Genomic DNA, 24,215 nt, shown 5'->3' with positions numbered 1-24,215 from the left:
CGACCTCAGTAGGAGCGCGGCAGGCCGCAGCCGACCTGGGCGATGAAGTTGCGGGTCATCTCGTTGGTGATCGGCGCGAAAATCAGCTGGCGGATGTCGCGGTAGTAGCGCTGCATGCCGTATTCGGTGGTGAAGCCGTAGCCGGCGAGCACCCGCATGCCGCGATCGGTGGTGCGGAAGGCGGCCTCGGAGGCGAAGTATTTCGCCATCGCCGCGGGCAGCGAGCAGTCCTCGCCGCGGTCCTGCATCCAGGCGGCCTTGTAGGTCATGAGGCGCGCGAGCTCGAGTTCGGTCAGGCTGTCGGCGAGCTGGTGCTGCACCGCCTGGAACGCGCCGATCGGCCGTCCGTAGGCCCGCCGTTCCTTGGCATAGCCGTTGGCGTCCTCGTAGGCGCCCTGACCGAGACCGAGACAGGTCGCGGCGATGAAGATCCGCTCGTTGTTCAGCGTGTCGAGGATGGCGTGCCAGCCGCGACCCTCCACGCCGACGATCGCCGAGGCGGGGACGCGGACATTGTCGTAGACGACCTCGAAGGAATGCAGGAAGCGCGAGCCGAGCTTGTCGATCTTGCTCCACGAGATCCCGGGCGTGTCCTTGTGCACCAGGAACACGGTCAGGCCACGCGACGGCTTGTCGGGATCCCGGCTGGTGCGAGCGACGACGAAGAGCCAGGAGGCGATGTTGATCCCGGTCGTGAAGACCTTGACGCCGTCGATGATGTAGTCGTCGCCGTCGCGGCGCGCGACGGTCTTCATGGCGCCGAGGATGTCGGTGCCGCCGTCGGGTTCGGTCAGCGACAGGGCGAAGTGGCAGGCGCCAGCCGCGATCTCGGGCAGGAAACGGCGCTTCTGCTCCTCCGAGCCGTGGCGCTCGATGGTGACGGCGCCGAAGGAGATGTCGAGCCCGTAGGCGAGCGCCACGGTCGAGGAATGGCGGGCGAGTTCTTCGAGGACGATCGTCTCCTCGACGACGCCGCCGCCCGAACCGCCGTATTCCTCCGGGATCGAGGCGCCCATCAGGCCGATCTCCGCCATCTGGTCGAGCAGGCGCGCGGGAAATTCGCCGTCGCGATCCCAGGCCGCCACCGCGGACTTGGGCATCTCCTTCTCGACGAACTTGCGGACCAGATTCTGCAGCGCGATCTGATCCTCGGTGAAGGCGAAATCCACAGCCGTCCCTCCAGGATGGTCCGCCCGGAGCCTCGCAGGAGAGGGCTTCAGGGCAGGACATACTAGTCAGTATAATTTATTTCTTGAGCGTATATAGGGCCGTACCAGGTGTGTCAACGGCCCGTCCGAGGCGGATTTCCGCGGTCTTTCAGGGGCGGTCGCGCCATCGCGCGGGCACGGTCCGTCGGCGCGCCGGACGGTCGCCGTGCGGCGCGCAAGGGTCCTGTCGAGAGGCGAGCGGGCTAGCCGGCGGAGGCGGCGGAGGCGGCGGACGCGGCCTGTTCGTGGCGCAGTTGGAACTTCATGATCTTGCCGATCGAGGTCTTCGGCAGTTCGTCGCGGAACTCGACGAAGCTCGGGACCTTGAACTTGGCCAGGCGGCGGGCGCACCAGTCGCGCAAGTCATCCTCGCCGACCGTGGCCCCCGGCTGACGCACCACGAAGGCCTTCACCGCCTCGTCGCGCAGCGGATCGAAGACGCCGATCACGGCCGATTCGAGCACCGCCGGGTGGTCGTTGAGGACGCGTTCGACCTCGCTCGCGGCGATGTTCTCGCCGGCGCGCTTGATCACGTCCTTGGAGCGGTCGAAGAAGTGCAGGTAGCCGTCCTCGTCGAAGCGGCCGTTGTCGCCGGTCAGGAACCAGCCGTCGCGCATGCAGGCGGCGGTCGCTTCCGCGTTGCCCCAATAGCCGGAGAACAGCGGCTCGCCGCGCACCACGATGGCGCCGGTCTGCCCGAACGGCACGTCCTGCAATGCGTCGTCGACGATCCGCACCTCGCGCCCGAGCAGCGGCAGGCCGATGCAGTGGCGCTTGGTGATGCCGTGGACGAGCGGGTTGGAGGTGCAGATGCCGAGCGTCTCGGACAGTCCATATCCCTCGATCAGCCGGACTCCGAACCGACGCTCGAAGTCGCTCCATTCCTCCGCCGAGGTGGGCAGGGCGTAGAAGGAGAAGCGCAGATCGTGCTCCGCGTCGTCGGCGCGCGGCGGCTGAGCCAGCAGCGTGCGCAGCAGCATCGGCACGATGCTCATGAAGGTGCATCGATGCGCCTTCACCTGGGCCCAGTATCGGCGGGCGCTGAAGGCCTCGAGCAACACCACGGTGCCGCCGACCGCAAGGGTCGGCAGCGTGCCGACATACTGGCCGTTGACGTGGAACAGCGGCAGCACCACGCAGGAACGCTCCCGCTCGCTCATGCCGAACAGCATCGCGGTGGCGATCGCCTGGATCACCGAGGCCCGATGGCCGATCACCGCGCCCTTCGGCCGCGACGTCGTGCCGGAGGTGTAGATGATCTGCGCCGGATCGTCGGGGGAGACGCGGACGGGGCGCCGCTCGGGGTCGCCGGCGGCCTCGATCTCGGCCAGGGTGACGAAGCCGGATGTCGCCGCGGTCGTCTTGGCGAGAATGCGGATGTCCGGCAGGCCCGCGGCGCCGGCCTCGGCGACCGTCGCCAGGAACTTCGGCTCCGTGACCAAGGCGGCGGCGCCGGAATCGGCGAGGAGATAGGCCAGTTCGTCGGCCGAGTAGAGCACGTTGACGGGGACCATCACGGCGCCGGCCTGGTTGGCGGCGAACCAGGCGACGAGGAATTCGGGGCTGTTGGTCACCATGATGGCGACCCGATCGCCCGGCCGAATGCCTTTTGCGACGAAATGGTTGGCGAGCCGGTTCACCCGCTCGGCGAAGGCCCGGTAGGTGAAGGACACCACCGCGCCGGCATCGTTCTCGAAGATCAGGAATTCGGCGTTCGGCCGGCGATCGACCTGGAGATGGAGGAGGTCGGGTACGGTCTGGTTGCCGCTCACGTCCATGGGATGTCCTCGTCGGATGTTGTGCTCACCGGGCGCGCTTGCCGCCCTCGACCGGCAGGGCCGCGCCGGTGACGAAGGAGGCTGCATCCGAGAGCAGGAAGAGAACGGCCGCGGCGATCTCGTCGAGGCCGCCGAGCCGCCCCATCGGCGTCGTCGCGACCATCGACGTGTCGAGCGCGTCGCCGAACAGGCGTTCGCTCATCGCCGTGCGGAAGGAGCCGGGGCAGACGGCGTTGATGCGGATGCCGCGGTCGGCATAGTCGAGCGCGGCGGCGCGGGTCAGGCCGAGGAGCCCGTGCTTGGCGGCCGTATAGGCCGGCATGCCGGCGACGCCGCCGAGCGAGGCGGTCGAGCCGATGTTGACGATAGCGCCGCCGCCGCCGGCGAGCATCGCCGGGATCTCGGCGCGCAGACAGAAGAACACGCCGCCGAGGTTGATATCGATGACGCGGCGCCATTCGTCGACGCCGTAGTCGGCGACCGCGGCGCGGGCCCCTTCGATGCCGGCGTTGTTGACGGCGCGGTCGAGCCGGCCGAAGGCGTCGAGGCAGGCGGCGACGGCGCGCTCGGCGTCCGCCGGGACGGCGACGTTGCAGGGCTCGAACCGCGCGGTCCCACCGGCGGCCTCGATCGCCGCGACGGTCTCGCGCCCGCCGTCCGGGTCGATGTCGCAGACCATCACCGCGTCGCCGCAGCGTGCCAGCGCCACCGCGATGGCGCGGCCCAATCCGGCCCCGGCCCCGGTCACCAGCGCGGCGCCCGGCCCGCCGAACGTCGGCGCCGCCGCTCCGCCGAAGCGGGCGGAGTCCTTGCTCTCCATGCATCCTCCCAGGCGCCTCCGGCCGTCGGCGGCTTCGGAGAGGCGATTATTCTTGTTGGTCTGAATAATATACTAATCAGTATAATCCTGGCAAGCGCGGACCAGGGCGCGATGCCGCAGGCGGCGCCAAACTCGCTGGTATGAATTGTTACTATCGTCGAACCGGGCTATGGCTGAGCGGCGGGCGGCCGTTCGACCCGCGACCGGAAAGGACGTCGCATGGGGAAGAGACCGCGGGCGGTCGAAGGCGAGAACCTCTGGGACGAGATCACCGCGTTGAAGCGCGAGCGGATACTCGGCGAGGCCGTCGAGCTCTTCTATCGCAAGGGGTATCTGCCGACATCCGTCGACGCCGTGGCCGAGCGGCTCGGCGCGACCAAGCCCTTCGTCTATTACCACTTCAAGAGCAAGGTCGATCTCCTGGTGGAGATCTGCGAACGCGGCACGCGTGAAGCGCTCGCGGTGATCGCCGCGGCGGTGGCGCTCGACCTCGGACCGCAGGAGAAGCTCGAACGCCTCGTGCGCGACTTCACCGCCGTTGTCCTCGATCACCACAAGCTGGTGGCGATCTATTTCCGCGAACAGCTCAACCTGCCGGAAGAGGCTGCCGCCCGCATCGCCGCCATGCGGCGGGACATCGACCACCACTTGCGCGCGCTGCTCGCCGAGGGGCGCGAGGCGGGCGTCTTCCGCTTCGACAATCTCGCCGTCGCCAGCCTGATCGTCGCCGGCATGGTCAGCTACGCCTTCGCCTGGTACCGCGAATCCTTCAGCGTGCCGCGCGAGGAAATCGCCGACACGATGGTCGCCCACGTCCTGCGCAGCCTCGGCGCCGAACCGCTGGCGCGCGTCGGCGCCGCTCAGAGATAGGCCTCGGCCAGGCGACGGCTTCCTTCGGGCGAGGCGAGCAGCGCGCGATCGCCGGCCACCGCCAGAGTGCCCTGCCGCAGCACCCAGCCGTAGTCGGCGATGCGCAGGGCCATCGACGCCATCTGTTCGGTCAGGAGCACGGTGGTCTCGCGGCTGCGTGCCAGGTCGACGACGAAATCGAAGAGCTGCTGGACGATGACCGGCGCCAGGCCGAGCGACGGCTCGTCGAGCATCAGCCAGCGCGGACTGCGAATGGTCGCCGAGGAGACGATCAGCATCTGTTGCTGGCCGCCGGACAGCAGGCCGGCGGCCACCGATCGCTTCTCCGCAAGCGCCGGAAAGCGGTCGAAGACGGCGGCCCGCATTGCGGCGAAGCCGGCGTGGCGGCGGCCGAAGCGCCAGGCGACCTCGAGATTCTCCTCGACCGTAAGGCCGCGAAACAGGCGCCGCCCTTCGAGCACGCAGCCGAGACCGAGATGGGCGCGGCGTTCGGCGCCGAGCGCCGAAACGTCGACGCCGTCCAGACGGACGGTTCCGCTCGCCGCCACAAGCCCCATGACGGCGCGGATCAGCGAGGACTTGCCCGAGCCGTTGGCGCCGAGGATCGCGGTGATCCGTCCCGGCTCGGCACGCAGCGACACGCCGCGCACCGCGCGGACAGCGCCATAGGAGACGGCGAGAGTCTCAACCTCGAGCATCGGTCGTCTCCATCCGCCCGAGATAGCATTCGGCGACCTTCGGATCGTCGCGCATGGCGCCGATGGCGCCCCGGAAGATCTCGCGACCGCCGTCGAGCACGACCACGCGGTCGACGACGCGGGCGAGGAAGTCCATGTGGTGGTCGACGATCAGCACGGCGACGCCGGCGGCGCGCAGATCGAGCACGGCGCGCTCCAGCCGGCCGATCTCGCCCTCCGAGAGGCCGGCGGCGGGTTCGTCGAGCAGCAATACGTCGGGCTCGACCATCAGGGCGCGGGCCACCTCGACCAGACGACGATAGCCGTAGGGCAAGGTCTCCAGCACCCGGTCGGCGACGTCGTCGAGCCCCATCGCGGTCAGCACGCCGGCCGCCCGGGCGATCGCAGCCGGTTCGTCGCGGCGGATGCGACCGATTCCGAACCCGGCCTCGAGCGCGCCGTAGCGCGCGTGGACATGGGCGCCGAGCAGGACGTTTTCCAGCACCGTGAACCGGCCGACGAGACGCGGATCCTGGAAGGTGCGCACCATGCCTCGCCGGGCGACGACGTGCGGGGGCAGGCCCGAGACGTCGGCCCCGGCCAGCTCGATGCGGCCGGAGGACGGCGGATAGAGCCCGCTCAGCACGTTGATCGTCGTGCTCTTGCCCGACCCGTTGGGACCGATCAGACCGAGGACCTCGCCGGCGGCGAGCTCGCAGGAGAAGTCGGCGACGGCGGTGAGGCCGCCGAAGGACCGCCTGAGCCCCGTCCAGGCGAGCACCGTCCGTCCGACGACCCGCCGGGCGCTGCCCCCGGTCGTGGCGGTTGGGGGCGCCGCCGCCTGGCGCCAGGCCGGACGGATCATCCGGGGCGGCGGAAACAGCAGGCCGGCGAGACCGCGCGGCATGACAACGAAGATCGCGACCAGCACGGCGCCGTAGAGGATGAACTTGAAGTCTTCGAAGACCTCGAGCTGGAGCGGAAGCCAGGTCAGGGCGACGGCGCCGACCACCTGCCCGGGCAGCGAGCCGAGGCCGCCGATCACCGACATCACCAGGATCTCGATCGAACGGTGGAGCTCGAAGCTCTCCGGTCCGACATAGCTGACGAGGTGTCCATAGAGGGCACCGGCAAGCCCGGCGAGGCCGGCGGAGAGCGTATAGGCCTGCCGTTTCACCATGGCGCTGTCGATCCCGATGCTGTCGGCGGCGGTCTCCGATTCGTGGACGGCGAAGAAGGCCCGGCCGACGCGCGAACGGTTGAGGCCGGACAGCCAGAACAGGACGGCCGCAGCGATGACCGCCAGCAGGCGAAGATAGTCGGCCGTGTCGAGGGTTCGGCCGAAAACGACGAGACTGCGCAACTGCGGCGACGGGATGCCGGTGATGCCCATGACGCCGCCGGTCACGGAATCCCATTCGCGCACCACCTCGACGAAGATCATGCCGAAGCCGAGGGTCATCATCGCCAGATAGAATTCGCGCACCCGGCCGGCCGGCCAGGACAGGATCCAACCCGCCGCCGCCGCCATCAAGGCTCCCGCCGGCACCGACAGGGCGAAGGGCCAGCCGGCGACCTTGACCAGCAGCACCGACGCATAGGCGGCGATGCCCATGAAGGCGGCTTGGCCGAGCGAGATCTGTCCGGCCATGCCGGTCAGGAGGTTGATGCTGCAGGCGATCAGGATGTTGATCACCGCGAAGGAGATCAGCTGCCGGGTCGCTTCGGACAGGTGGGGGGCGGCGGCGACGATCGCCAGCGCGAGCAAGCCGACGAAGCGGGCGTCGCACAGGACCGCACCGAGGAGAAACCGGATCCGCGTCATGCCTTGACCGCCTCCGCGCGGCCGAGAAGGCCCTGCGGCCGGACCGCGAGCACCACCATCAGGACCGCCAGCGACACGCCGTGGCCGGCCGCCGTCGACACGTAGCCGCCGACGACCTGCTCGATGACGCCGATCACTAGGCCGCCGAGGAGGGCGCCCCAGTTGCGCCCGAAGCCCCCGACGATCGAGGCGACGAAGCCGGAGATCAGCAGGCTGAAGCCGAAGGCCGGATCGACCGTGCCGATGATCTGGGCGGTGAGGATGCCGGCGACGCCCGCCATGGCGCCGGAGAGGGCGAAGGAGACGACCACCACCCGACGCATCGGCACGCCGAAGACCCGGGTCAATTCCGGGTCCTGCGCCACCGCCTGCACGACCCGACCCCAGACCGTATAGCGGATGGCGAGATCGAGAAGCGCGATGACGGTGAGCGAGAAGGCGAAGACGACGAGGTACTGGGCGCCGATCCGGATGCCGAAGAGATCGACGAACTGCGCGGCGTCGAGCACCACGTCGGGGAAGGCGACCGCCTGATTGCCGAGATATTTCGACACGATGCCCTGGATCAGGATGCCGAAGCCGAGCGTCGACACCGCCCAGCCCATGCTGCCGCCGACCTTGGAGGCGGGCAGGACGCAGACCCGCTCGGCGATCACCATGGCGAAGGCCGAGGCGAGGATGCCGACGGTCCCGGCGAGCCAGATCGGCACGCCCGACCGGGCGGCGACCGCCGTCGCCATGGTGCACAGCATCAGGATCGCGCCCTGACCGAAGTTGACGGTCCGGGTGGTCCAGAAGGTCAGGTTCAGCGTGACCGCGATCAGGGCGTAGATCGACCCGACGCTGAGGCCGGCGACTGCGAGCGTGATGGTGAACCGCATGGGGGTCTCCGGGCGAGGCGACGACGGGGACGGACCGGTCGCCCGGCCCGCCCTGAGCGCGTGCAGACCGCTCGGTTCAGCCCTTGAGCACCTCGAGACCGAGCTTCTCGCCCTTCTTGACGACGCGCAGCATGGCGAGGCTCTCGGTACCGATGCCGTGATGGCGGTCGGCCGAGAAGTTGTAGATCGTGTTGACGCCGGGGTAGTCGCGGATGCCTTCCAGCGCCGCGATGATCGCCGCCGGCTCGGTCGACTTCGCCCGGCGGATGCCCTCGAGCAGCAGGTTGGCGCCGTCATAGGCAGGGATGACGATCAGCGACATCTGGATCTGGGGACGCTGCGGGTCCGGACCCCAGTAGCGATCGGTGCCGAAGCGGGCCTTGTAGGCCTCGACGAAGCGCGTCACCTCCGGCCGCGGCTCGTCTTCGACGAGGACGCCGACCATCGGCGCGACGGTGCCGACCGCCGCGTCGCCGGCGCCTTCGAAATAGGGCAGCGACAGGCCGCCGGCACTGGTCACCAGCGGCTGCTTCAGACCGAGGCGGGCCATGCTGCGGCGGATGTTGACGAGGTCGGTACCCAGGCCGATCACCAGGAACGCCTCGGCGTCGCTCTGCTGCAGGCGCACCAACTGGGCCGTGACGTCGGTGGCCCGCTGATTGTAGGCCTCGACGGCGATCTTCACGTCCGGTCGATGCTGCTTGACCACGCCGAGCAGGGTGTCGCGGCCGGAGACGCCGTAGCTGGTGCTCTCGTGCATCACCGCAATCGATTTGAAGGTCTTGGCCACATAGGTGCCGAGCACCTCGGCTTCGACATTGCTGATGATGCCGAAGGTGAAGACGTTGCGCCGCGGCGCCTTGCCGAAGGTCTGCGGATAGGTCGCCGCGGTCGCCTGGGCGAGCGCGTTCACGTAGGGCCTGCCGCTGGCGGTGACCATGTCGATCACCGCCATGGTGGCGCCACTGCCGGCCGGACCGAGGATGGCGGTCAGCGACGGGTCGTCGAGCAGGCGGCGCATGTTCTGGGCGGCGCGGTCGGGCACCATCTGGTCGTCGAGCGCGGTCACGATCTCGATCTTGCGGCCGTCGATGCCGCCCTTGGCGTTCCACTGCTCGATCGCGAGATCGAAGCCGCGCTTGTTGCCTTCGCCGAACTCGTTGTAGGGCCCGGTCAGCGCGGTGGTCAGGCCCAGGCGGATGACCGAGGAGTCCTGCGCGACGGCACGGCCGCCCCGCGCCAGCAGCGCCGCAGCGCCGATACCGGCCAATCCTCGAAACAGATCACGGCGTGTTCCCATCGACATGGACGTCTCCCTGGCATCTTCGTTCCCGATGTCCGCGGCGCACCACATCCTTATCGGTCGAAGAATATACGCATGAGTATAACGAAGCGTTCGGCGGTTGCCAAGCCGGGGCGGGACGATCCGGGGACGGCATCGACGCCCCCGGCACCGCGGGCACGGGCGCGACCGCGGGCCGTCTGAAGGCCCCATCGGCCGCGGCTTCGGGCGGACGCAGCCGGTTCCGCCGCACCGCGCCACGTCGACCATCATCGCCGCGCCCGCGACGTGCCTGTTCGTTTCCAGGTGCCGAGCATCCTGGCTTGCCTCGGTCTCCCGGAGGGGCGGCAGCGGTCGTCGCCTACGCGCCCGGCGGCCGGCGGCCGGCGGCCGGCTCGGGGCACAAGGGCCAGGCGGTGACTTGGCGATTATTCTTATTGGAAGATTTTAGTACCGATGAGTATATTCCCGTCGCCGCGCCGGAGAGCCGGATGGGAGGACCAGAGACATGACGCTCGCACGCCGCATCGCGCAGTTCGTGGTCGGGCTCGACGACGCGACCTTGCCCGAATTCACCCGGGATCGCCTGAAGGCCTGCCTCATCAACGGCTTCGGCATCGCCCTCGGCGGCCTCGACACACCCTTTCACCGGGTGGCGGCCGACGCCGCGATCGCTCTCGACGGCAGCCCCGAGCATGGCGCGACCCTGCTCGGCGACGGTCGGCGGGCATCGCTCGACGGCGCGCTCTCGGCCAATTGTGCCCTCTTCCACGGGCGCGCCCAGGAGGACACCTGCGGCACCGTCCATCTCGGCGCGATCGTCATCCCGATGCTGACCGCCTTGGTCGAGGCGCGGGGTCTGCCGCTCGAACGTCTCCTGCCGGCGCTGCTCTCCGGCTACGAGGTCGCCGGCCTGTTCGACGCGGCCTACGGCGCGATCACCGCACCCGGCGGATTGCGGGCCTCGATCCTCTACGGCACGCTCGGCGCTGCCGCGGCGGCCGCGAAGCTGATGGATCTCGATGCGGATCGGACCGCCGCGGCGCTCGCCAACGCCGCCGCCTTCACCGGCGGCACCCTGCAGTCCTTCGCCGACGGGACCGACGAGTGGCGCTATCAGCTGGGCGTCGCGGCGGCGAACGGCCTGCGCGCCGCCGCCCTGGCCGCCGCCGGATCGGTGTCGGCGCCGGCCGCCTTCGAAGGTCGCGCCGGCTTCGTCCGCGCCTTCGTCCGGACCGACTGCGACGTCGAGGCGCTGGTCGCCGGCCTCGGGCGCGATTGGGCGATCGACCGCGTCACCTTCAAACCCTATCCGGTCTGCGCCTTCAACCAGAGCCCGGTCGATGCGGCCCTGGCCCTGCGCGCCCGGCTCGGCGGGCGCCGCCTCGCGGCGGTGACGGTGCGCATGAACCCCTACGAGACCGGCTATGCCGGCATGCTCGAGCGCGGTCCCTTCGCCACCATCTCGGGGACGCTGATGAGCATCCCCTTCTGCATCGCGACGACACTTCTCCACGGCGTGCCGGATATGCGGCGGATGACCGACTACCACGACGCCGCGGTCGCCGATCTGATCGCGCGCCTCACCGTGGTCACCGACCCGGCCGTGCCCAATCTCTCCGCCGACATCGAAGCGACAACGACGGATGGCGAGGTGGTGATCGAGCGCCGCCGGGCGAGCGCCACCGACTATGCCTTCGACCGCGCCGGAGCGGCCGCCCTGGTCCGCCGCATCGGCGCCGAGCAGGGGCTCGACCCGTCGATCCATGACCGCCTGGAGCGCTTCGTCGACGGGTTGCCCGGCGGTTCGATCGCCGAACTCGTCTCCGTCTTCGCGGCGGCGCGGTCGCCGGTTCTCCAGACGCGTGCTTCGTGACGCGGGCGGCGCTCCAAGCCGTAGGGCCGGAGCGGTCGCCGTGAGGCGGCGCTCCATCCCTCGATCGCCGCAACCGGCGCCGATCCGGTGCTCGGACGGGGTCCGTGGCGCGCGCCGCCGGACCGTGGTCTCCCGGGCGGCGCGGCCACCTCAGCGGCGGCGGGCGATCGTCCGGCTGGCGAGGCAGAGCTGTTCGAACAGGACCTGCGCGGCCGCCTGGGCGGTGTTGCTGGTCGCGTCATATTGCGGCGCCACCTCGACGACATCGCCGCCGACGAAGTCGATCCCGGCCAGGCCGCGGAGAATGGCCAGCACCTCGCGCGGCATCAGCCCGCCGACCTCCGGCGTCCCGGTTCCGGGTGCGAAGGCCGGGTCGAGACTGTCGACATCGAAGGACACATAGGTCGGCCCGTCGCCGACCACCGCGCGCGCCTTCGCGATCACGGCGGCGATGCCCATCTCGGTGACCTCCTCGGCATGGATCACCGTCATGCCGGAGACGGTCGAGAACTCCCACAGATATTCCGCCCCGCCGCGAATGCCGATCTGGATGGTCCGCTCGGGGTCGAGCGTGCCCTCCAGCACGGCCTGGCGGAACGGGCCGCCATGGTGGAACTTCGAGCCCTCGTAGACGCCGCCGGTGTCGCAATGCGCATCGATATGCACCATGCCGACCGGCCTCTCACGCCCGACGGCGGCCAGGATCGCGCGGCTGATCGAGTGGTCGCCGCCGACGGCGAGCGGGATCACGCCGGCCGCGACGATCCGGGCGAAGAAGGCCTCGATATCGGCATGGCAGCCGGCGAGATCGAAGCGGCTGCGGAAGGGCACGTCGCCGATGTCGAGGACGCGGCAGTCGAACATCGGCGTCTGGCGCAGCACATGTTCATAGGGGCCGATGCGCTCGACGGCACGCACCGCGCGCGGTCCGAGGCGGGCGCCGGCGCGGTTGGTGACGCCGAGATCCATCGGCACCCCGACGAGGGCGACATCCAGATCGGCGAAGCCTTCGTCCGCGGCGGTCGGGCGGAACGGGGCATCGAGCAGGGTGGCCGGATCGGAGAACGGCCATTTGCGCCGGTCGCCGTCGGAGAATTGCAGGCTGGCGGCCTTGCGGAAGTCCGGGTCGTCGATATCCGCGCCGCCCGTCGCGGTGTAGCGGGCGCGCAAGGCGGCGAGCTTGTCTGGAGTCATGTCGGCATTCCCTCCTGCGCGTCCGTGTCGGACGGCCGATGGCGTTCAGAGCGAGGTCGGCTCGCAGGCCGCATAGTGACGGGCGATTTCGGCGCCGGTCGCGATCCACACGTCGTCCCGGGCGGCGACATGGCGCAGGAAGTCGCGCAGCAGATGCCAGCGCATCGGCCGTCCGGAGACCTGCGGGTGCAGCACCATGGTGGTGACGCCGCCCCAGCTGTGCGTCGCCTCGAATTCGTCGATCCACAGGTTCAGCACCGCCTCGCGGCCGAAGATCGGACGCGGATCGACCCGGCTGGTCATGCCGAAATTCCAGTCGTCGAAGGCATAGTTGACCGGGATCTCGATCGGTCCCGGCCGGTCGTCGTGCAGGCGATGGCGATAGGGGCGGATGTCGTCACGGAACGAACTCGAATAGGTCACCCCGCTGTCGGTCAGATAGGCGAGGAGTTCCGGGAAATTCTCGCCCGACGGCGCCCGGTAGCCGATCGGGCGCACGCCGAGCGCCCGGTCCAGCGCCTCGAAGCCCCGGTCGATCTCCTCGCGCGCCGCCTCGAAGGCGCCGCGTTCGGGCCGGCGGTGCAGGTAGCCGTGATGGCCGATCTCGTGCCCGGCCTCGACGATCGGCACGCACTGGGCCTGATGGGCGAGCGCCGTCCAGCCGGGAATGAAGAAGGTCGCCTTCAGCTTGAGCTCGTCGAGCAGCGTCAGGATGCGCTCGATGCCGACACGGCCGTCGTAGCCGCCATGCGAGACGGTGACGAGACGGTCGCCATTGGCCGGCGTGTTGCCGATCCAGGCGGTCTCGCCGTCGACGTCGAAGCCGATGAAGAGCGCGCTGCGGGCGCCGTTCGGCCAGGGAAAGTGCGGCGCCGGCGCGGCGCGGTTGAAGGCGATCGGCGGAAAATCGGTCATCGACACGAACCTCGGGAACGGTCAGCGGAAGGGATCGGCGACAGGCCCCGCGCCGGTCAGGCAGGCAAGCAGCGGTTCGACATCCTGGCTCTCCGGCAGGGTGGCGACGAGGCCGGCGACCGCGGCAGCCGCCTCGGCCGAGAGCGCGAGCCCGGCCAGTTCGGCGAATTTCGCATCGATCGCCGCCGGCGTCATCGGCCGTTCCACCGAGCCGGTCGGTCGCGGCACGCGCTTTTCGGCCCGCGTGCCGTCCCTGAACCGGAGCGTGACGATCGGTTCGTCGAGCGGTGCGAAGCCCTCGTCGACGGCGAGCGTGATGCGGTCCAGCACCGCGGCGACGCTGGCGTCGTGGCGCCGAGCCTGCGCATAGGCCGACAGACCGGGCTCGCCGTGGACCAGCCGCAAGGCCAGTGCCAGCGGCAGGCTCATCTGGGCGGCGGCGAGCGGTTCGGCCTCCCGCCGGCCGCACATGCCCATCAGCAGGCCGCTGACGCGGACATCGACCCCGTCGACCGTCTCGCCGGTCCGGCCGGTCTCGGCGAGGAGATCGCCGACCGCGTCGATCGCCGAATGGGTACCGCGGCAGGCGGCATAGGGCTTCAGCGAGACGCGCGACAGCTTGTAGACCGTGCCGAGATCGGCGGTGAACCGGCTCGGATCGCCGGCGCCGTGGCCGAAGCTGCGGAAGAAGCCGCCCCACACGTCGTCGAAGACCTGCGCGGGCCCGCGAAAGCCGGCGCGTGCCAATTGGGCGGCGAAGAGACCGCCCTCGGCGGCGCGGCCGGCATGCACCTTCTTGGTCTGGGCGCCGTCATGGATGAAGGCCCACAGGCCGGACGAGAAGCTGGTCGCCGCCGTGATGGCATGGGCGGTCGCGGCGGCATCGAGCCGCCACAGGCGGGCGACCGCGGCCGCGGCGCCGACCGTGCCGCAGGTGCCGGTCGAATGCCAGCCGTCGCCATTGTGGCGATCGTAGCCGCCCGCGGCCTCCAGCAGGCGGCGGCCGACCTCGTAGCCGACGACGATCGCGGTCAGGAGCTCGGGTCCGGAGACGCTCCGACCTTCCGCCGCGGCGAGCACGGCGGGCACCACCACGGCACCCGAATGGTCGCAGCCGCCGGTATCGTCGAGTTCGAAGACATGCGCGGCGACGCCGTTGACGAGCGCGGCGTCGCGGGCGCTGGCGCGCCGGTCGGTCCCCCAGATGCGCGCGCCGGTGCCGCCGTGCGGCTCGATCGTCCCGAGCACCAGGGCAAATTCCTGCGACCGGGTGCCGGCGAGCGCCGCGCCGAGGGTGTCGAGCAGATGCACCTTGACCTTGGCGGCGACACCGGCCGGCACCGCGTCCCAGCGCAGCGCCGACGCGAAGGCGGCGAGACGCGCGAGTTCGGTCGCGCCGGTCGCCGGCACGTCATCCCGTGGATCGGTGGACATGGTCATTCCTGTCTCGATGGGGCGACGGGACCGCGCCTCAAACGCGATCCCGCATGCGCTTGGCGTCAACGGCCCGATGCGTCCGCATCCCGGGCCGGCGGCCTCACTTCACCGCTTCGCCGTTGATCAGCACGGTGTCCAGCATGGTGACGCCGAGGCCGTAGCTGTCGAAGATCTTCTTGTATTCGCCCGACGCGATCAGCCGCTTCAGCGCGCCCGCATAGGCGTCGCGCAGGCCGGTCTCGGCCTTCGGGAAGGCGATGCCCTGCAGCACGGCCGTGAAGGGCGCGCCGACGATCTGGTAGGTGTCCTTCTCCAGGCTGATCAGGTAGGGCAGCGTCTCGGAGCCCTGGACGGCGCCGTCGACGCGACCCTGCTTGAGCTGCGCGCGGGCATCGGCCGAGCCTTCCGAGCCGACCACCTGGATCGCCGGCTTGCCGTTGGCTTCGCAGTTGGTCTTGCTCCAGGTCGCGGTCTCGTCCGGGAAGGACGTGCGCCGGCTCATGGCGACCTTCTTGCCGCACAGATCGGTCGGGACCTTGAATTCGTCCTTGCGCTCGAAGGAGGTGTAGAACTGCGCGCCGGACTTCATGTAGTCGACGAAATCGAGCGTCTCGCGGCGCTTGGGCAGATCGCTCATGCCGGAATGGATGAGATCGACGCGGCCGGTGGTCAGCGACGAGATCATCTGCTCGAAGCCGATGTCGGACCACTCGACCTTGACGCCGAGTTCCTTGGCGAGCGCCAGGCCGAGGTCGATGTCGAGACCCTTGAGCTGGTTGGTCGCCGGGTCCTTGTATTCCATCGGCGGATAGTTCGGCTGGTTGGCGACGACCACCTTGCCGGCCGTCTTGATGCGGGCCGGCAGATCCTGCGCGGCGGCCGGCGTGACGGCCGCACAGGCGAGACCGATGGCAAGGATGGCGTGCTTCGGCGTCATTGGCTTTCTCCCAGGGTCGAGATCGTTCACTTGTGGACGGCGCGGATGAACGCCGCGCAGCGGGCATTGTCCGGTTCGGACAACACTTTCTTGGCCGGGCCGACCTCTTCGATCCGGCCGGCTTCCATGAAGGCGACGGTGTCGGCCACCCCGCGGGCGAAGCCCATCTCGTGGGTGACCACCACCATGGTCATGCCGGACTCGGCGAGATCCTTCATCACATCGAGAACTTCGGAGACCAGTTCCGGATCGAGCGCCGAGGTCGGCTCGTCGAACAGGATGAGCTCGGGCCGCATGCCCATGGCGCGCGCGATGGCGACGCGTTGCTGCTGGCCGCCGGAAAGTTCGGACGGATAGTGGTTCATCTTGTCGGCGAGGCCGACCCGGGCGAGCAGCTCGCGCGCATGGTCGGCCGCCGCCTTGCGCTCCTCGCCGAGGACATGGATGGGCCCCTCGGTCACGTTCTGCAGCGCCGTGAGATGGGGAAACAGGTTGAAGCGCTGGAACACCATGCCGGTGCGGCGGCGCTGGCGGGCGATCTCGCTGTCGCGCATCTCGTAGAGACGGTCCCCGTCGCGCCGGTAGCCGAGCAGTTCGCCGCCGATCCAGATGGCGCCGCCGTCGATGCGCTCCAGCATGTTGATGCAGCGCAGGAAGGTGCTCTTGCCCGATCCGGACGGACCGATGATGCAGCAGACCTCGCCCTTGCGGATGTCGAGGCTGGCGCGGTCGAGCGCGGTGAAGCCGGTGAAGCGCTTGGTGACGTCGATCGCCTTGACGAGGATTTCCGACATGCTCCGCCTCCCCGTCAGCCCGCCGCCTTCAGACGCTGGATTCCGCGCGCGAAGTAGCGTTCCACATACATCTGGCCGATCGAGAGCACCGTCACGGCCGACAGGTACCAGAAGCTCGCCACCAGAAGCAGTTCCAGGACGCGCGTGTTGGCGTAGTAGATGATCTGGGCGTTGTGCAGGATCTCGGAATACTGGATGACGCTGGCGAGCGAGGTGGTCTTGACCATGCCGATCAGTTCGTTGCCGATCGGCGGCAGGATCACCCGCATTGCCTGCGGCAGGATGATCCGGCGCAGCATCAAGAGCTGGCCCATGCCGATCGACCGTGCCGCCTCATACTGGCCGGCATCGACCGACAGGAGCCCGCCGCGGACCACCTCCGACGTGTAGGCACCCTGCTGGATGCCGAGCGCCAGCATGGCGGCGACGAAGGGCGTCATCACGTCGACCGTGCGCCATTCGAACAGGCCCGGAATGCCGATCTTGGGGAAGACCAGCGCCAGGTTGAACCACAACAGCAGCTGCAGGAGCGCCGGCGCGCCGCGGAAGATCCAGACATAGCCGGTCGCGATGGTCGACAGCACGGGGTTTTCGGAGATGCGCATGATCGCGAAGATCACGCCGAGCGTGATGCCGACCGCCATGGCGGCGAAGGTCATCAGGATCGTGTTGACGAGGCCTTCGAGAATGCTCTGCGAGAACAGGAACTGGCCGACATAGTTCCACTCGATCTTGCCGTTGATGAAGGCCCTGACCAGCGCGGCCAGCAGCAGGCAGACCACGCCCGCCGCAATCCAGCGCCCCCAATGCCGCCGCGGCACGATCCGAAGATGGCTGGTCTGGTACATGTCGCGTTCGTCGGTCATCGCGATCCCTCCCGTCGTGGCATCGAGGCACTGCGCCGGATCGATCGCGTTATGCGCTCGCCCAGGCCCGCTGACGGGCGAGTGTCGCCACCAGACGTTCGATCTGCCCGCGGACGCTGGCCGGGGCCGTGCCGTTGTGGCCCGACCGCGCCGCCACCGCCGCCTCCGGGGTCAGCCGGGTCAGCACGTCCGCGGTCAGGCGCGGATCGACCGCAGCGAGGTCGGCCGCCGAAAGGTCGGACAGGCCGCAGCCGCGCGCCTCGCAATGGCGCACCAGCGCGCCCGTGATCTCGTGCGCCTCGCTGAAGGGTATGCCGCGCCGGGACAGCCAGTCGGCAACCTCCGTCGCCAGGGTGAAACCGAGCGTCGCCTGGGCTTTCAGGCGATCCCGGTCGACCGTCATGGTGGCGATCATACCGGTCATCGCCGGAAGCACCAGTTCGAGCGTGTCGAGCGCCTCGAAGGCGGCCCATTTGTCCTCGGCGAGATCGCGATTGTAGGCGAACGGAATGCCTTTCAGCGCGATCAGGACGCCCTGCAGCACCGCGATAAGGCGGGACGCCCGGCCCCGCGTCAGCTCGGCGATGTCCGGGTTCTTCTTCTGCGGCATGATCGAGGAGCCGGTGGCATAGCCGTCGTCGAGGTCGACCCAGGCGAACTGCTTGGAGTTCCAGATGAACACCTCTTCGGCGAGGCGCGAGAGGTTGACGCCGATCATGGCGGTGACGAACAGGAATTCGGCGACATGGTCGCGCGCCCCGACGGCGTCGATCGAATTCTCGCACGGGCCGTCATAGCCGAGTTCGACGGCGGACAGTTCGGGATGGAGCGCGATCGCCGAGCCGGCGAGCGCGGCGGCACCGAGCGGCGACAGGGCCGCGCGGCGATCCCAATCCATCATGCGGTCGATATCGCGGGCGAAACCCTGCGCATGGGCCAACAATTGATGGGCGAAGGAGACCGGCTGGGCCGGCTGCAGATGGGTGAAGCCGGGCGCGATGGTGTCGACATGCCCCTCAGCCTGGGCGACGATCGCGTCCTGCAGCGCCAGCAGATCGACCGCGACCGCGCGCGCCTTGGTCCGAAGATGCAGCTTGAGATCGTTGGCCGCCTGGTCGTTGCGCGACCGGCCGGCGCGGAGCTTGCCGCCGAGCGGGCCGAGCCGGTCCTTCAGGACCCGCTCCAGGAAGGTGTGGACATCCTCGTCGGCCGGGATCGGCGCCACTTCGCCACGGGCGAAGGCTGCGGCGACGTCGGCAAGTGCGGCCTCCACGATCGTGCATTCCTCGGCGGTCAGAATGCCGGCGCGAACCAGTTCACGGGCATGGGCGGCAGAGGATTGCAGATCTTCCGGCGCCAGGCGGAAGTAGTTCGCAGGCGCGCGCGACAGATCGACCAACGCCTGCGACGGCGCCTTGCTGAACCGGGCGCCCCACAACCCACCTGCGCTCTTCATGTGCAACCACTCCTCTTGCCCGCGCATTGGGCATCAGGGGGGCGCCCTCGACAAATGAAATGAAGTCAAGCATGCTATTCCATATTGGAATAGTCGGGGATCGTCGGCCTTGCACCTGCCCTCCACCACCGCGCTGAGGGTGATCGCCGCCCTCGCCCAACACGGCACCGTCTCGGCGGCCGCGGTCGCGCTGAGTCTGACGCAGAGCGCGGTGAGCAAGCAGTTGAAGGCCGTGGAGGCCCTGATCGGGCTGACGCTGTTCAACCGGGCGCGGCATGGCCTGGTCCCGACCGAGGCCGGGATCGTCTATATCGAACAGGCCCGCGTCGCGCTCGGCGCGCTGGAGACGGCGGCCGTCCGCACCGCACGGCTGCGCGGCAGCCGGCCGGTCCTGCGCCTGCACGTGCTGCCGATCCTGGGGGACCGCTGGTTCATGCAGCGCCTGATCGGCTTCACGGACCAGCACCCGGACGTGGATGTGCAGTTCGTGACCTATGCCTCGCGGGAGGCGCATCGCGATGTCGATGTGGTCTTCCGCTTCGGCGAGGGGCAGTGGCCCGGCTGGAACGCCGATTACTTTCTCGGACGCGATGTCGTGCTGGTCGGCGCGCCGATGACGCTCGACCGCGGCGGCGGCATCGCCGATTGGCGCGACATCGCCAGGTTCCGCCTGCTGGTCCATCCGCAGACCCCGCTGCACTGGGACCGGCTGTTCGCGCAGTATGGCGGCCTCGACATCCCGCCCGAGCAGACCATCACGCTATCCTACTATGCCCTGGTCATTCGAGGCGCGATCGGCGGGCAGGGTCTTGCGCTGGTCCCCAGGACCCTGATCACGCGCGAACTCGCCGCCGGCGAACTGGTCAACCCGCTCGGCATCGGATTCGAGAGCCAGAACTGCTACTGGCTGACCACGCCCAACGAGCGGCCGCGCGAAGGCGTGCTGAAGCACTTCTGCGTTTGGGCGCTCGCGGAGGCGGCGCGCTCCGAGATGCCGCAAGGTGCGGTTTCTTCGTGAGCGGGCGCGCGGCGCGTCACCGGGTCCGGCCGGCGGTCTCGGCCAGCGCGGCGCCGGTCAGCCGGTAGAAGAGTTTGGAGGCCTCGCGCCGCGCCCCGAGCCCATCGTAGAAGGCGAGCAGCGCCGCGTCGTCGCGATCGGCGGTCCAGTCGATGCGGCCATAGCCCTCGGCTGTCGCCAGTTCGGCAAGCGCCGCGATCAGCCCGCGGCCGAGACCGAGGCCGCGCCGGCCCTCCGCGACGTAGAGCTCCTTGAGGAACAACCCCTTGCGCAGACCGGGTCCCGGATAGAGCGCCGCGAAGGCGGCAAAGCCGTCGATCCCGCCGCCAGTGTCGGCGACCAGGATGCGGTTGCCCGGCGGCAGGTCCGCCAGATCGGCGAGGATCGTCGCGCGCGGCGGACAGGGCACGCCATAATGGGCCTGCATCTGTTCGAACAGCGTCGCGAGGGCCTCGCTGTCGCGCGGCTCGCAAAGCCTGAACGCTGTGGTCATCGACTATCCCCTGCCCCGGAACCGTCCCGCCCCTCGGCCACCATGAGCCCCGGACACGCCCCCTGTACTGCGCGGCGGTGCCGGCGGCAATGTCGCCCTTGACGTGCCGTATCGCTCGACGGACCGCCGTCGTCGCCGTTGCGCGCCCGTCGTCAGCCGGGCCCATGGCGCATCCTTCCAACGCCGCGAAAGGACGGCACCATCGAAGTCCGGGACCATCGAAGTCCGGGATCGAACCTATCGCCGGGCAGCCGCATCGCCTCGACAAGCGGCCAGGGGATCGCCCGTCCCGAGACCGCGGGTCCGGCCGTGCCTCATCCGAGCAGGCGCGGCGCGATCAGCGAGATCCAGGGCACGAAGGCGATCAGGAACAGGGCGACGACCAGGCACAGGAACACCGCGATCAGCGGCCGGTTGGCGCGGTTGACGTCGACCCTGGCGATCTTGCAGGTGATCAGCACCAGCACGGCGACCGGCGGCGTCAGCGAGCCGAGCAGGACGCCGAAGGTGATCACCATGGCGAAGTGGTAGGGGTTGAACCCGTAGGCGTCGGCGATCGGCTGCAGGACGGGCACCAGCATGACCATGGCCGGGATGGGTTCGATGAAGATGCCCACCACGAGCAGCACGACCAGCACCAGCAGCATGACCACCCAGGCCTGGTCGGTCGTCGCCTGCAGCCACTGCGCGATCATGGCCGGCACGCCTTCGCGCGCCACGATCCACCCGAACAGCGCAGCGCCCCCGAGGATGATCATGATGCTCGACGAGACGATGGTCGCGTCGGACAGGTTGGCGGCCAACTGGCCCAGCGTGCTGCGGCGCGTGCCGAGGGCGAAGAGGACGCCGTAGGCGACGGCGATGACCCCGGCCTCGGTCGCCGTGAAGAAGCCCGACACGATCCCGCCGACGATGATCGCCGGCATGATCAGCGCCGGGATGGCCTGCCAGACGGCGCGTCCCGTATCGGCGAGGCCGGCGCGCGGGTAGGTCTTCAGCGTGCTGCGGCGCGCCAGGATGGCGACCGCCGCCATCAGGACGAGAGCGACCAGGATCCCCGGGCCGATGCCGGTAAGCAGGAGCGTCCCGATCGAGAGCCCGGTCATGGCCCCATAGATCACCATCACCACGCTGGGCGGGATGATCGGTCCCAGGATGGCCCCTGCCGCGTTGATCACCGCCGCATCCTCCGCCCGGTAGCCGTCCTTCTTCATCTCCGGGATCAGCATCGAGCCGACCGCGGCGGCCGACGCTGCGGCCGAACCGGAAATGGTCGAGAACAGCACGTTGGTGATGATGGTGACGTGGCCGAGACCGCCCTGCAGGTGGCCGACCAGGGCCCGGGCAAGCCCCACGAGGCTCGTGGTGATGCCGCCCACGTTCATGATGGAGCCGGCCAGGATGAACAGCGGGATCGCCAGCAGCGGGAAGCTGTCGAGTGACGAGTACATCTTCTGCGGCAGGACGATCAGCGGGACCGAGCCGTCGACCAGGAGCGCGACGACGGAGGCGAGCCCCATCGAGAAGGCGATCGGCATGCCGATGGCGATGAAGACGACAAGACTGACGACGAGGGCGATGAGCATCAGTCGAAACCTCCGACGCTCCGGCCCGCGGGGCGGGTGAGCAGGATCAGCACCGAAAGTGCGGCGGACAGCGGGATCGGGAGGAAGAACCAGACGCGCGAGATGCCGAGCGCGGGCGAGGTGACCGGTAGCCCCCGCATCGCAAAGGCGTAGCCGGCCCAGGCGAGGACGCCGCAGAAGGCGACCGAACAGGCCAGGTTCGTCCCGTCCTTCAGGCGCTGGACCAGCGGGTTGTCGGTCGGCAGGACGTCGACGACGATTTCCTCGTGGTGCCAGAGCTGGACGGGCAGGCCGAGCAGCATCGCCCACACCAGGAGGAGCACGATCGTCTCCTCCGTCCAGAACATCGACCAGCCGAGCGCGTAGCGGTTGATCACCTGTACCAGCGTCAGCACGATCATGGCGGCGAAGGCCGACGCCGCCGCGAAACGCGTGACGCCGACCAGCCTGCCCACCCAGGTTTGAAGCATGACCCCGCCTCAGAGCTTGCGGATCTTCTCGACCAGTTCGGTGCCCTTGGACGCGGCCGCAAACTCGTTCTGGAGATTGGCGAGCGCATCCGAGAAGGGCTTCAGGTTGGGCTCGTTCACCTCCATCTTGCCTTCGCCGGTGAGCTTGGCGATGGCGGCGGCCTCACGCTCGAAATGCTTTGCCCGCTGCTCGCGCGCGGTCTCGGCGCCCGCCTTGTCGATCGCGGCGCGCTCTTCGGCGCCAAGCTTGGCATAGAGGCCGGAGTTGATCGCGAAGGAACCGTCGAGGAGAATGTGGCGCGTCTTCGAGAAGTATTTCGTCACTTGGAAGATTTTGAACGTGTACGCGACCTCGGCGGTGCCCTCCATGGCGTCGACGACGCCGGTCTGCAGCGCGGCATACATTTCCGGGGCCGGAATGGGCGTCGGAATGGCGCCGAGCGTCGAGAAGGTCTTAACGAAGACCGGCGCCTCCGGCAGGCGAACCTTCATGCCCTTGAAGTCCGCCGGGGCGGCGATCGGCCGGGTGCGGGAGTAGGTGTAGCGGTAGCCGGTCACCATCCAGTTGACGATCCGGATGCCCGACTTCTTGTCCAGCGCGGCCGAGAGCGTGGCCCCGACATCGCCGTCGACCGTCTTCTGCCAATGGTCGAAGTCGCGGTAGAGATACGGCAGGGCGACGACGCCGAATTCCGGGACATAGTTGGCGTAGAGGCCGGATTCGCCGAAGCCCATGTCGAGCGTGCCGATCGAGACGGATTCGATGATCTCCCGCTGCCCGCCCATCTGGGCCGCCGGAAGGATCTGGATCGTGACGGCGCCCTTGGTTCCCTCGGCCACCTTGGCGGCGAACAGCTCGGCGGCGGCATGCTGCTCCGATTGGATCGGAAGATGGTGGGCGAGGCGGATGGTCCGCTTGCTCTGCGCGCGCAGGATGGAGGGTGCGGCGAGCGTGCCGATGGCGGCCGCGCCGATCCCGACCATGAAGTTGCGGCGCCCCAACGTGAGATCGATGGACATGATATTCCTCCCTCTCTTCTGTCGACCCGTATGCGCCGGGCCGTGAGCGCTACGGCATGACGCTGCCGCCGTTGACTTCGATGATCTGCCCGGTGACGTAGCTCGCCATGTCCTCGCTCGCGAGGAACAGCACCGCACCGGCGCATTCTTCCGCCGTCCCGAGTCGTCCCATCGGGATGGCCGTGGCGAGCCGGGCGAGCAGCTCCGGCGCGGTGTGGGCGTCGTGGATCGGCGTGGCGATCACCCCCGGCGCCACGGCGTTGACGCGGATCCGGTCCTGGACGAGCTCCTTCGCCAGAGCCCGCGTGTAGGTCGAGACATAGGCCTTGGTGGCGGCGTAGAGGCCGGCGCCCGGGCTCGCCCCGGTGCGGGCGGCCTGCGAGGTCATGTTGACGATCGCGCCGGCGCCCTGCCGCCGCATGAGCGGGATGGCGGCGCGGCCGAGCGCCAGCATCGACCGGGCGTTCAGGTTGAACACCGCTTCGATCAGGTCGTCGGGTGCCTCGGCGAGGGGCGCGCGGCGGACGAAGCCGCCGGCATTGTTGACCAGGATGTCGAGCCGTCCGAAGGCGGCGTCCACGGAGCGCGCCAGGTTTTCGGCCGCCGCGCTGTCGGTGAGGTCGGCCCCAAAGGTCCGCGCCTCCGCCCCGGCCGCCCGGATCGCGTCGGCGACCGCTTCGGCCGCGTCCATCTGCGAATGGCCGTGGACGGCGACGCGGCAGCCCTGCCGGCCGAAGGCCTGCGCCACCGCGGCGCCGATGCCCGACGAGGCGCCCGTCACCAGAACGACTTTGCCGACGAGATCGCGCATG

General features: G+C 69.3%; 22 protein-coding genes. 3 read left to right on the top strand and 19 right to left on the bottom strand.

The genetic code is table 11. The annotated features are described in order from the left end of the window. Window positions 1-5 precede the first annotated feature (5 nt). The 3 genes from ABB55_RS14640 to ABB55_RS14630 all read right to left on the bottom strand — a co-directional run bounded on the left by ABB55_RS14640 (window position 6) and on the right by ABB55_RS14630 (window position 3,806). Window positions 6-1,169: an acyl-CoA dehydrogenase family protein gene (locus ABB55_RS14640; protein ID WP_054359460.1), complete on the bottom strand. Its 1,164-nt coding sequence runs from the start codon at window positions 1,167-1,169 to the stop codon at window positions 6-8. A 242-nt stretch (window positions 1,170-1,411) separates the two neighbouring features. Further along, window positions 1,412-2,986 (bottom strand): class I adenylate-forming enzyme family protein, encoded by a 1,575-nt coding sequence (locus ABB55_RS14635; protein ID WP_054359459.1) that lies wholly within the window; start codon window positions 2,984-2,986, stop codon window positions 1,412-1,414. Window positions 2,987-3,011: 25 nt separating this feature from the next. Then, window positions 3,012-3,806, bottom strand: coding sequence for an SDR family NAD(P)-dependent oxidoreductase (locus ABB55_RS14630; protein WP_083463636.1), 795 nt, complete (start codon window positions 3,804-3,806; stop codon window positions 3,012-3,014). A gap of 219 nt (window positions 3,807-4,025) precedes the next feature. On the opposite strand from ABB55_RS14630, the gene ABB55_RS14625 reads away from it, so the two are divergent. Beyond that, window positions 4,026-4,676 (top strand): TetR/AcrR family transcriptional regulator, encoded by a 651-nt coding sequence (locus tag ABB55_RS14625; RefSeq protein WP_054359458.1) that lies wholly within the window; start codon window positions 4,026-4,028, stop codon window positions 4,674-4,676. On the opposite strand, the gene ABB55_RS14620 is transcribed toward ABB55_RS14625, so the two are convergent. The 4 genes from ABB55_RS14620 to ABB55_RS14605 all read right to left on the bottom strand — a co-directional run bounded on the left by ABB55_RS14620 (window position 4,667) and on the right by ABB55_RS14605 (window position 9,365). Then, window positions 4,667-5,374: an ABC transporter ATP-binding protein gene (locus ABB55_RS14620; protein WP_054359457.1), complete on the bottom strand. Its 708-nt coding sequence runs from the start codon at window positions 5,372-5,374 to the stop codon at window positions 4,667-4,669. The two genes, ABB55_RS14625 and ABB55_RS14620, sit on opposite strands and share 10 nt — an antisense overlap. Continuing rightward, on the bottom strand, window positions 5,361-7,178 hold the full coding sequence (locus ABB55_RS14615; protein ID WP_054359456.1) for a branched-chain amino acid ABC transporter ATP-binding protein/permease: 1,818 nt from the start codon (window positions 7,176-7,178) through the stop codon (window positions 5,361-5,363). The genes ABB55_RS14620 and ABB55_RS14615 overlap by 14 nt, the downstream gene beginning before the upstream one ends. After that, complete coding sequence (locus ABB55_RS14610) at window positions 7,175-8,059, bottom strand: branched-chain amino acid ABC transporter permease (RefSeq protein WP_054359455.1); 885 nt, start codon at window positions 8,057-8,059, stop codon at window positions 7,175-7,177. Before ABB55_RS14610 ends, ABB55_RS14615 begins: the two co-directional genes overlap by 4 nt. Window positions 8,060-8,135: 76 nt before the next feature. After that, window positions 8,136-9,365, bottom strand: coding sequence for an ABC transporter substrate-binding protein (locus ABB55_RS14605; RefSeq protein WP_200912028.1), 1,230 nt, complete (start codon window positions 9,363-9,365; stop codon window positions 8,136-8,138). Window positions 9,366-9,849: 484 nt separating this feature from the next. On the opposite strand from ABB55_RS14605, the gene ABB55_RS14600 reads away from it, so the two are divergent. After that, a complete protein-coding gene (locus ABB55_RS14600; RefSeq protein ID WP_054359454.1) occupies window positions 9,850-11,217 on the top strand; it encodes an MmgE/PrpD family protein in 1,368 nt (455 codons plus the stop codon). A gap of 150 nt (window positions 11,218-11,367) precedes the next feature. Here ABB55_RS14600 and speB read toward each other — a convergent pair whose 3' ends face one another. From speB to argH, 7 genes are all read right to left on the bottom strand, one after another. After that, window positions 11,368-12,411, bottom strand: coding sequence for an agmatinase (gene speB / locus ABB55_RS14595; protein WP_054359453.1), 1,044 nt, complete (start codon window positions 12,409-12,411; stop codon window positions 11,368-11,370). A 45-nt stretch (window positions 12,412-12,456) separates the two neighbouring features. Continuing rightward, window positions 12,457-13,326, bottom strand: coding sequence for a polysaccharide deacetylase family protein (locus tag ABB55_RS14590; RefSeq protein WP_054359452.1), 870 nt, complete (start codon window positions 13,324-13,326; stop codon window positions 12,457-12,459). Between the two features lie 21 nt (window positions 13,327-13,347). After that, entirely contained in the window at window positions 13,348-14,766 is a 1,419-nt protein-coding gene (locus tag ABB55_RS14585; RefSeq protein WP_244472042.1) for an MmgE/PrpD family protein, read from the bottom strand. A 97-nt stretch (window positions 14,767-14,863) separates the two neighbouring features. Continuing rightward, window positions 14,864-15,700: an ABC transporter substrate-binding protein gene (locus ABB55_RS14580; protein WP_054359451.1), complete on the bottom strand. Its 837-nt coding sequence runs from the start codon at window positions 15,698-15,700 to the stop codon at window positions 14,864-14,866. Window positions 15,701-15,726: 26 nt separating this feature from the next. After that, a complete protein-coding gene (locus ABB55_RS14575) occupies window positions 15,727-16,494 on the bottom strand; it encodes an amino acid ABC transporter ATP-binding protein (RefSeq protein WP_054359450.1) in 768 nt (255 codons plus the stop codon). Between the two features lie 14 nt (window positions 16,495-16,508). Further along, the gene (locus ABB55_RS14570) at window positions 16,509-17,360 is read right to left on the bottom strand and encodes an amino acid ABC transporter permease (RefSeq protein WP_054359449.1); all 852 of its coding nucleotides are present in this window, start codon (window positions 17,358-17,360) and stop codon (window positions 16,509-16,511) included. Between the two features lie 49 nt (window positions 17,361-17,409). Next, on the bottom strand, window positions 17,410-18,816 hold the full coding sequence (argH, locus tag ABB55_RS14565; protein WP_054359448.1) for an argininosuccinate lyase: 1,407 nt from the start codon (window positions 18,814-18,816) through the stop codon (window positions 17,410-17,412). Between the two features lie 109 nt (window positions 18,817-18,925). Here argH and ABB55_RS14560 point away from each other — a divergent pair, with 109 nt between their 5' ends. Further along, the gene (locus ABB55_RS14560) at window positions 18,926-19,834 is read left to right on the top strand and encodes a LysR substrate-binding domain-containing protein (RefSeq protein ID WP_054359447.1); all 909 of its coding nucleotides are present in this window, start codon (window positions 18,926-18,928) and stop codon (window positions 19,832-19,834) included. Between the two features lie 16 nt (window positions 19,835-19,850). Here ABB55_RS14560 and ABB55_RS14555 read toward each other — a convergent pair whose 3' ends face one another. The 5 genes from ABB55_RS14555 to ABB55_RS14535 all read right to left on the bottom strand — a co-directional run bounded on the left by ABB55_RS14555 (window position 19,851) and on the right by ABB55_RS14535 (window position 24,214). Continuing rightward, window positions 19,851-20,327: a GNAT family N-acetyltransferase gene (locus ABB55_RS14555; RefSeq protein WP_054359446.1), complete on the bottom strand. Its 477-nt coding sequence runs from the start codon at window positions 20,325-20,327 to the stop codon at window positions 19,851-19,853. Between the two features lie 314 nt (window positions 20,328-20,641). Then, window positions 20,642-21,913 (bottom strand): TRAP transporter large permease, encoded by a 1,272-nt coding sequence (locus tag ABB55_RS14550; protein WP_054359445.1) that lies wholly within the window; start codon window positions 21,911-21,913, stop codon window positions 20,642-20,644. Further along, window positions 21,913-22,383 (bottom strand): TRAP transporter small permease, encoded by a 471-nt coding sequence (locus tag ABB55_RS14545; protein ID WP_054359444.1) that lies wholly within the window; start codon window positions 22,381-22,383, stop codon window positions 21,913-21,915. The genes ABB55_RS14550 and ABB55_RS14545 overlap by 1 nt, the downstream gene beginning before the upstream one ends. Before the next feature lie 9 nt (window positions 22,384-22,392). Continuing rightward, a complete protein-coding gene (locus ABB55_RS14540) occupies window positions 22,393-23,403 on the bottom strand; it encodes a TRAP transporter substrate-binding protein (protein WP_054359443.1) in 1,011 nt (336 codons plus the stop codon). 49 nt (window positions 23,404-23,452) lie between these two features. Continuing rightward, entirely contained in the window at window positions 23,453-24,214 is a 762-nt protein-coding gene (locus ABB55_RS14535) for an SDR family NAD(P)-dependent oxidoreductase (RefSeq protein ID WP_054359442.1), read from the bottom strand. Between the last annotated feature and the right edge of the window lies 1 nt (window position 24,215).

It is taken from the genome of Prosthecodimorpha hirschii (genome assembly GCF_001305515.1).
Classification (GTDB): Bacteria; Pseudomonadota; Alphaproteobacteria; order Rhizobiales; family Ancalomicrobiaceae; genus Prosthecodimorpha; species Prosthecodimorpha hirschii.
Note: the sequence above shows the minus strand (reverse complement) of the source record. Positions and strands in the feature narration are given on the sequence as shown.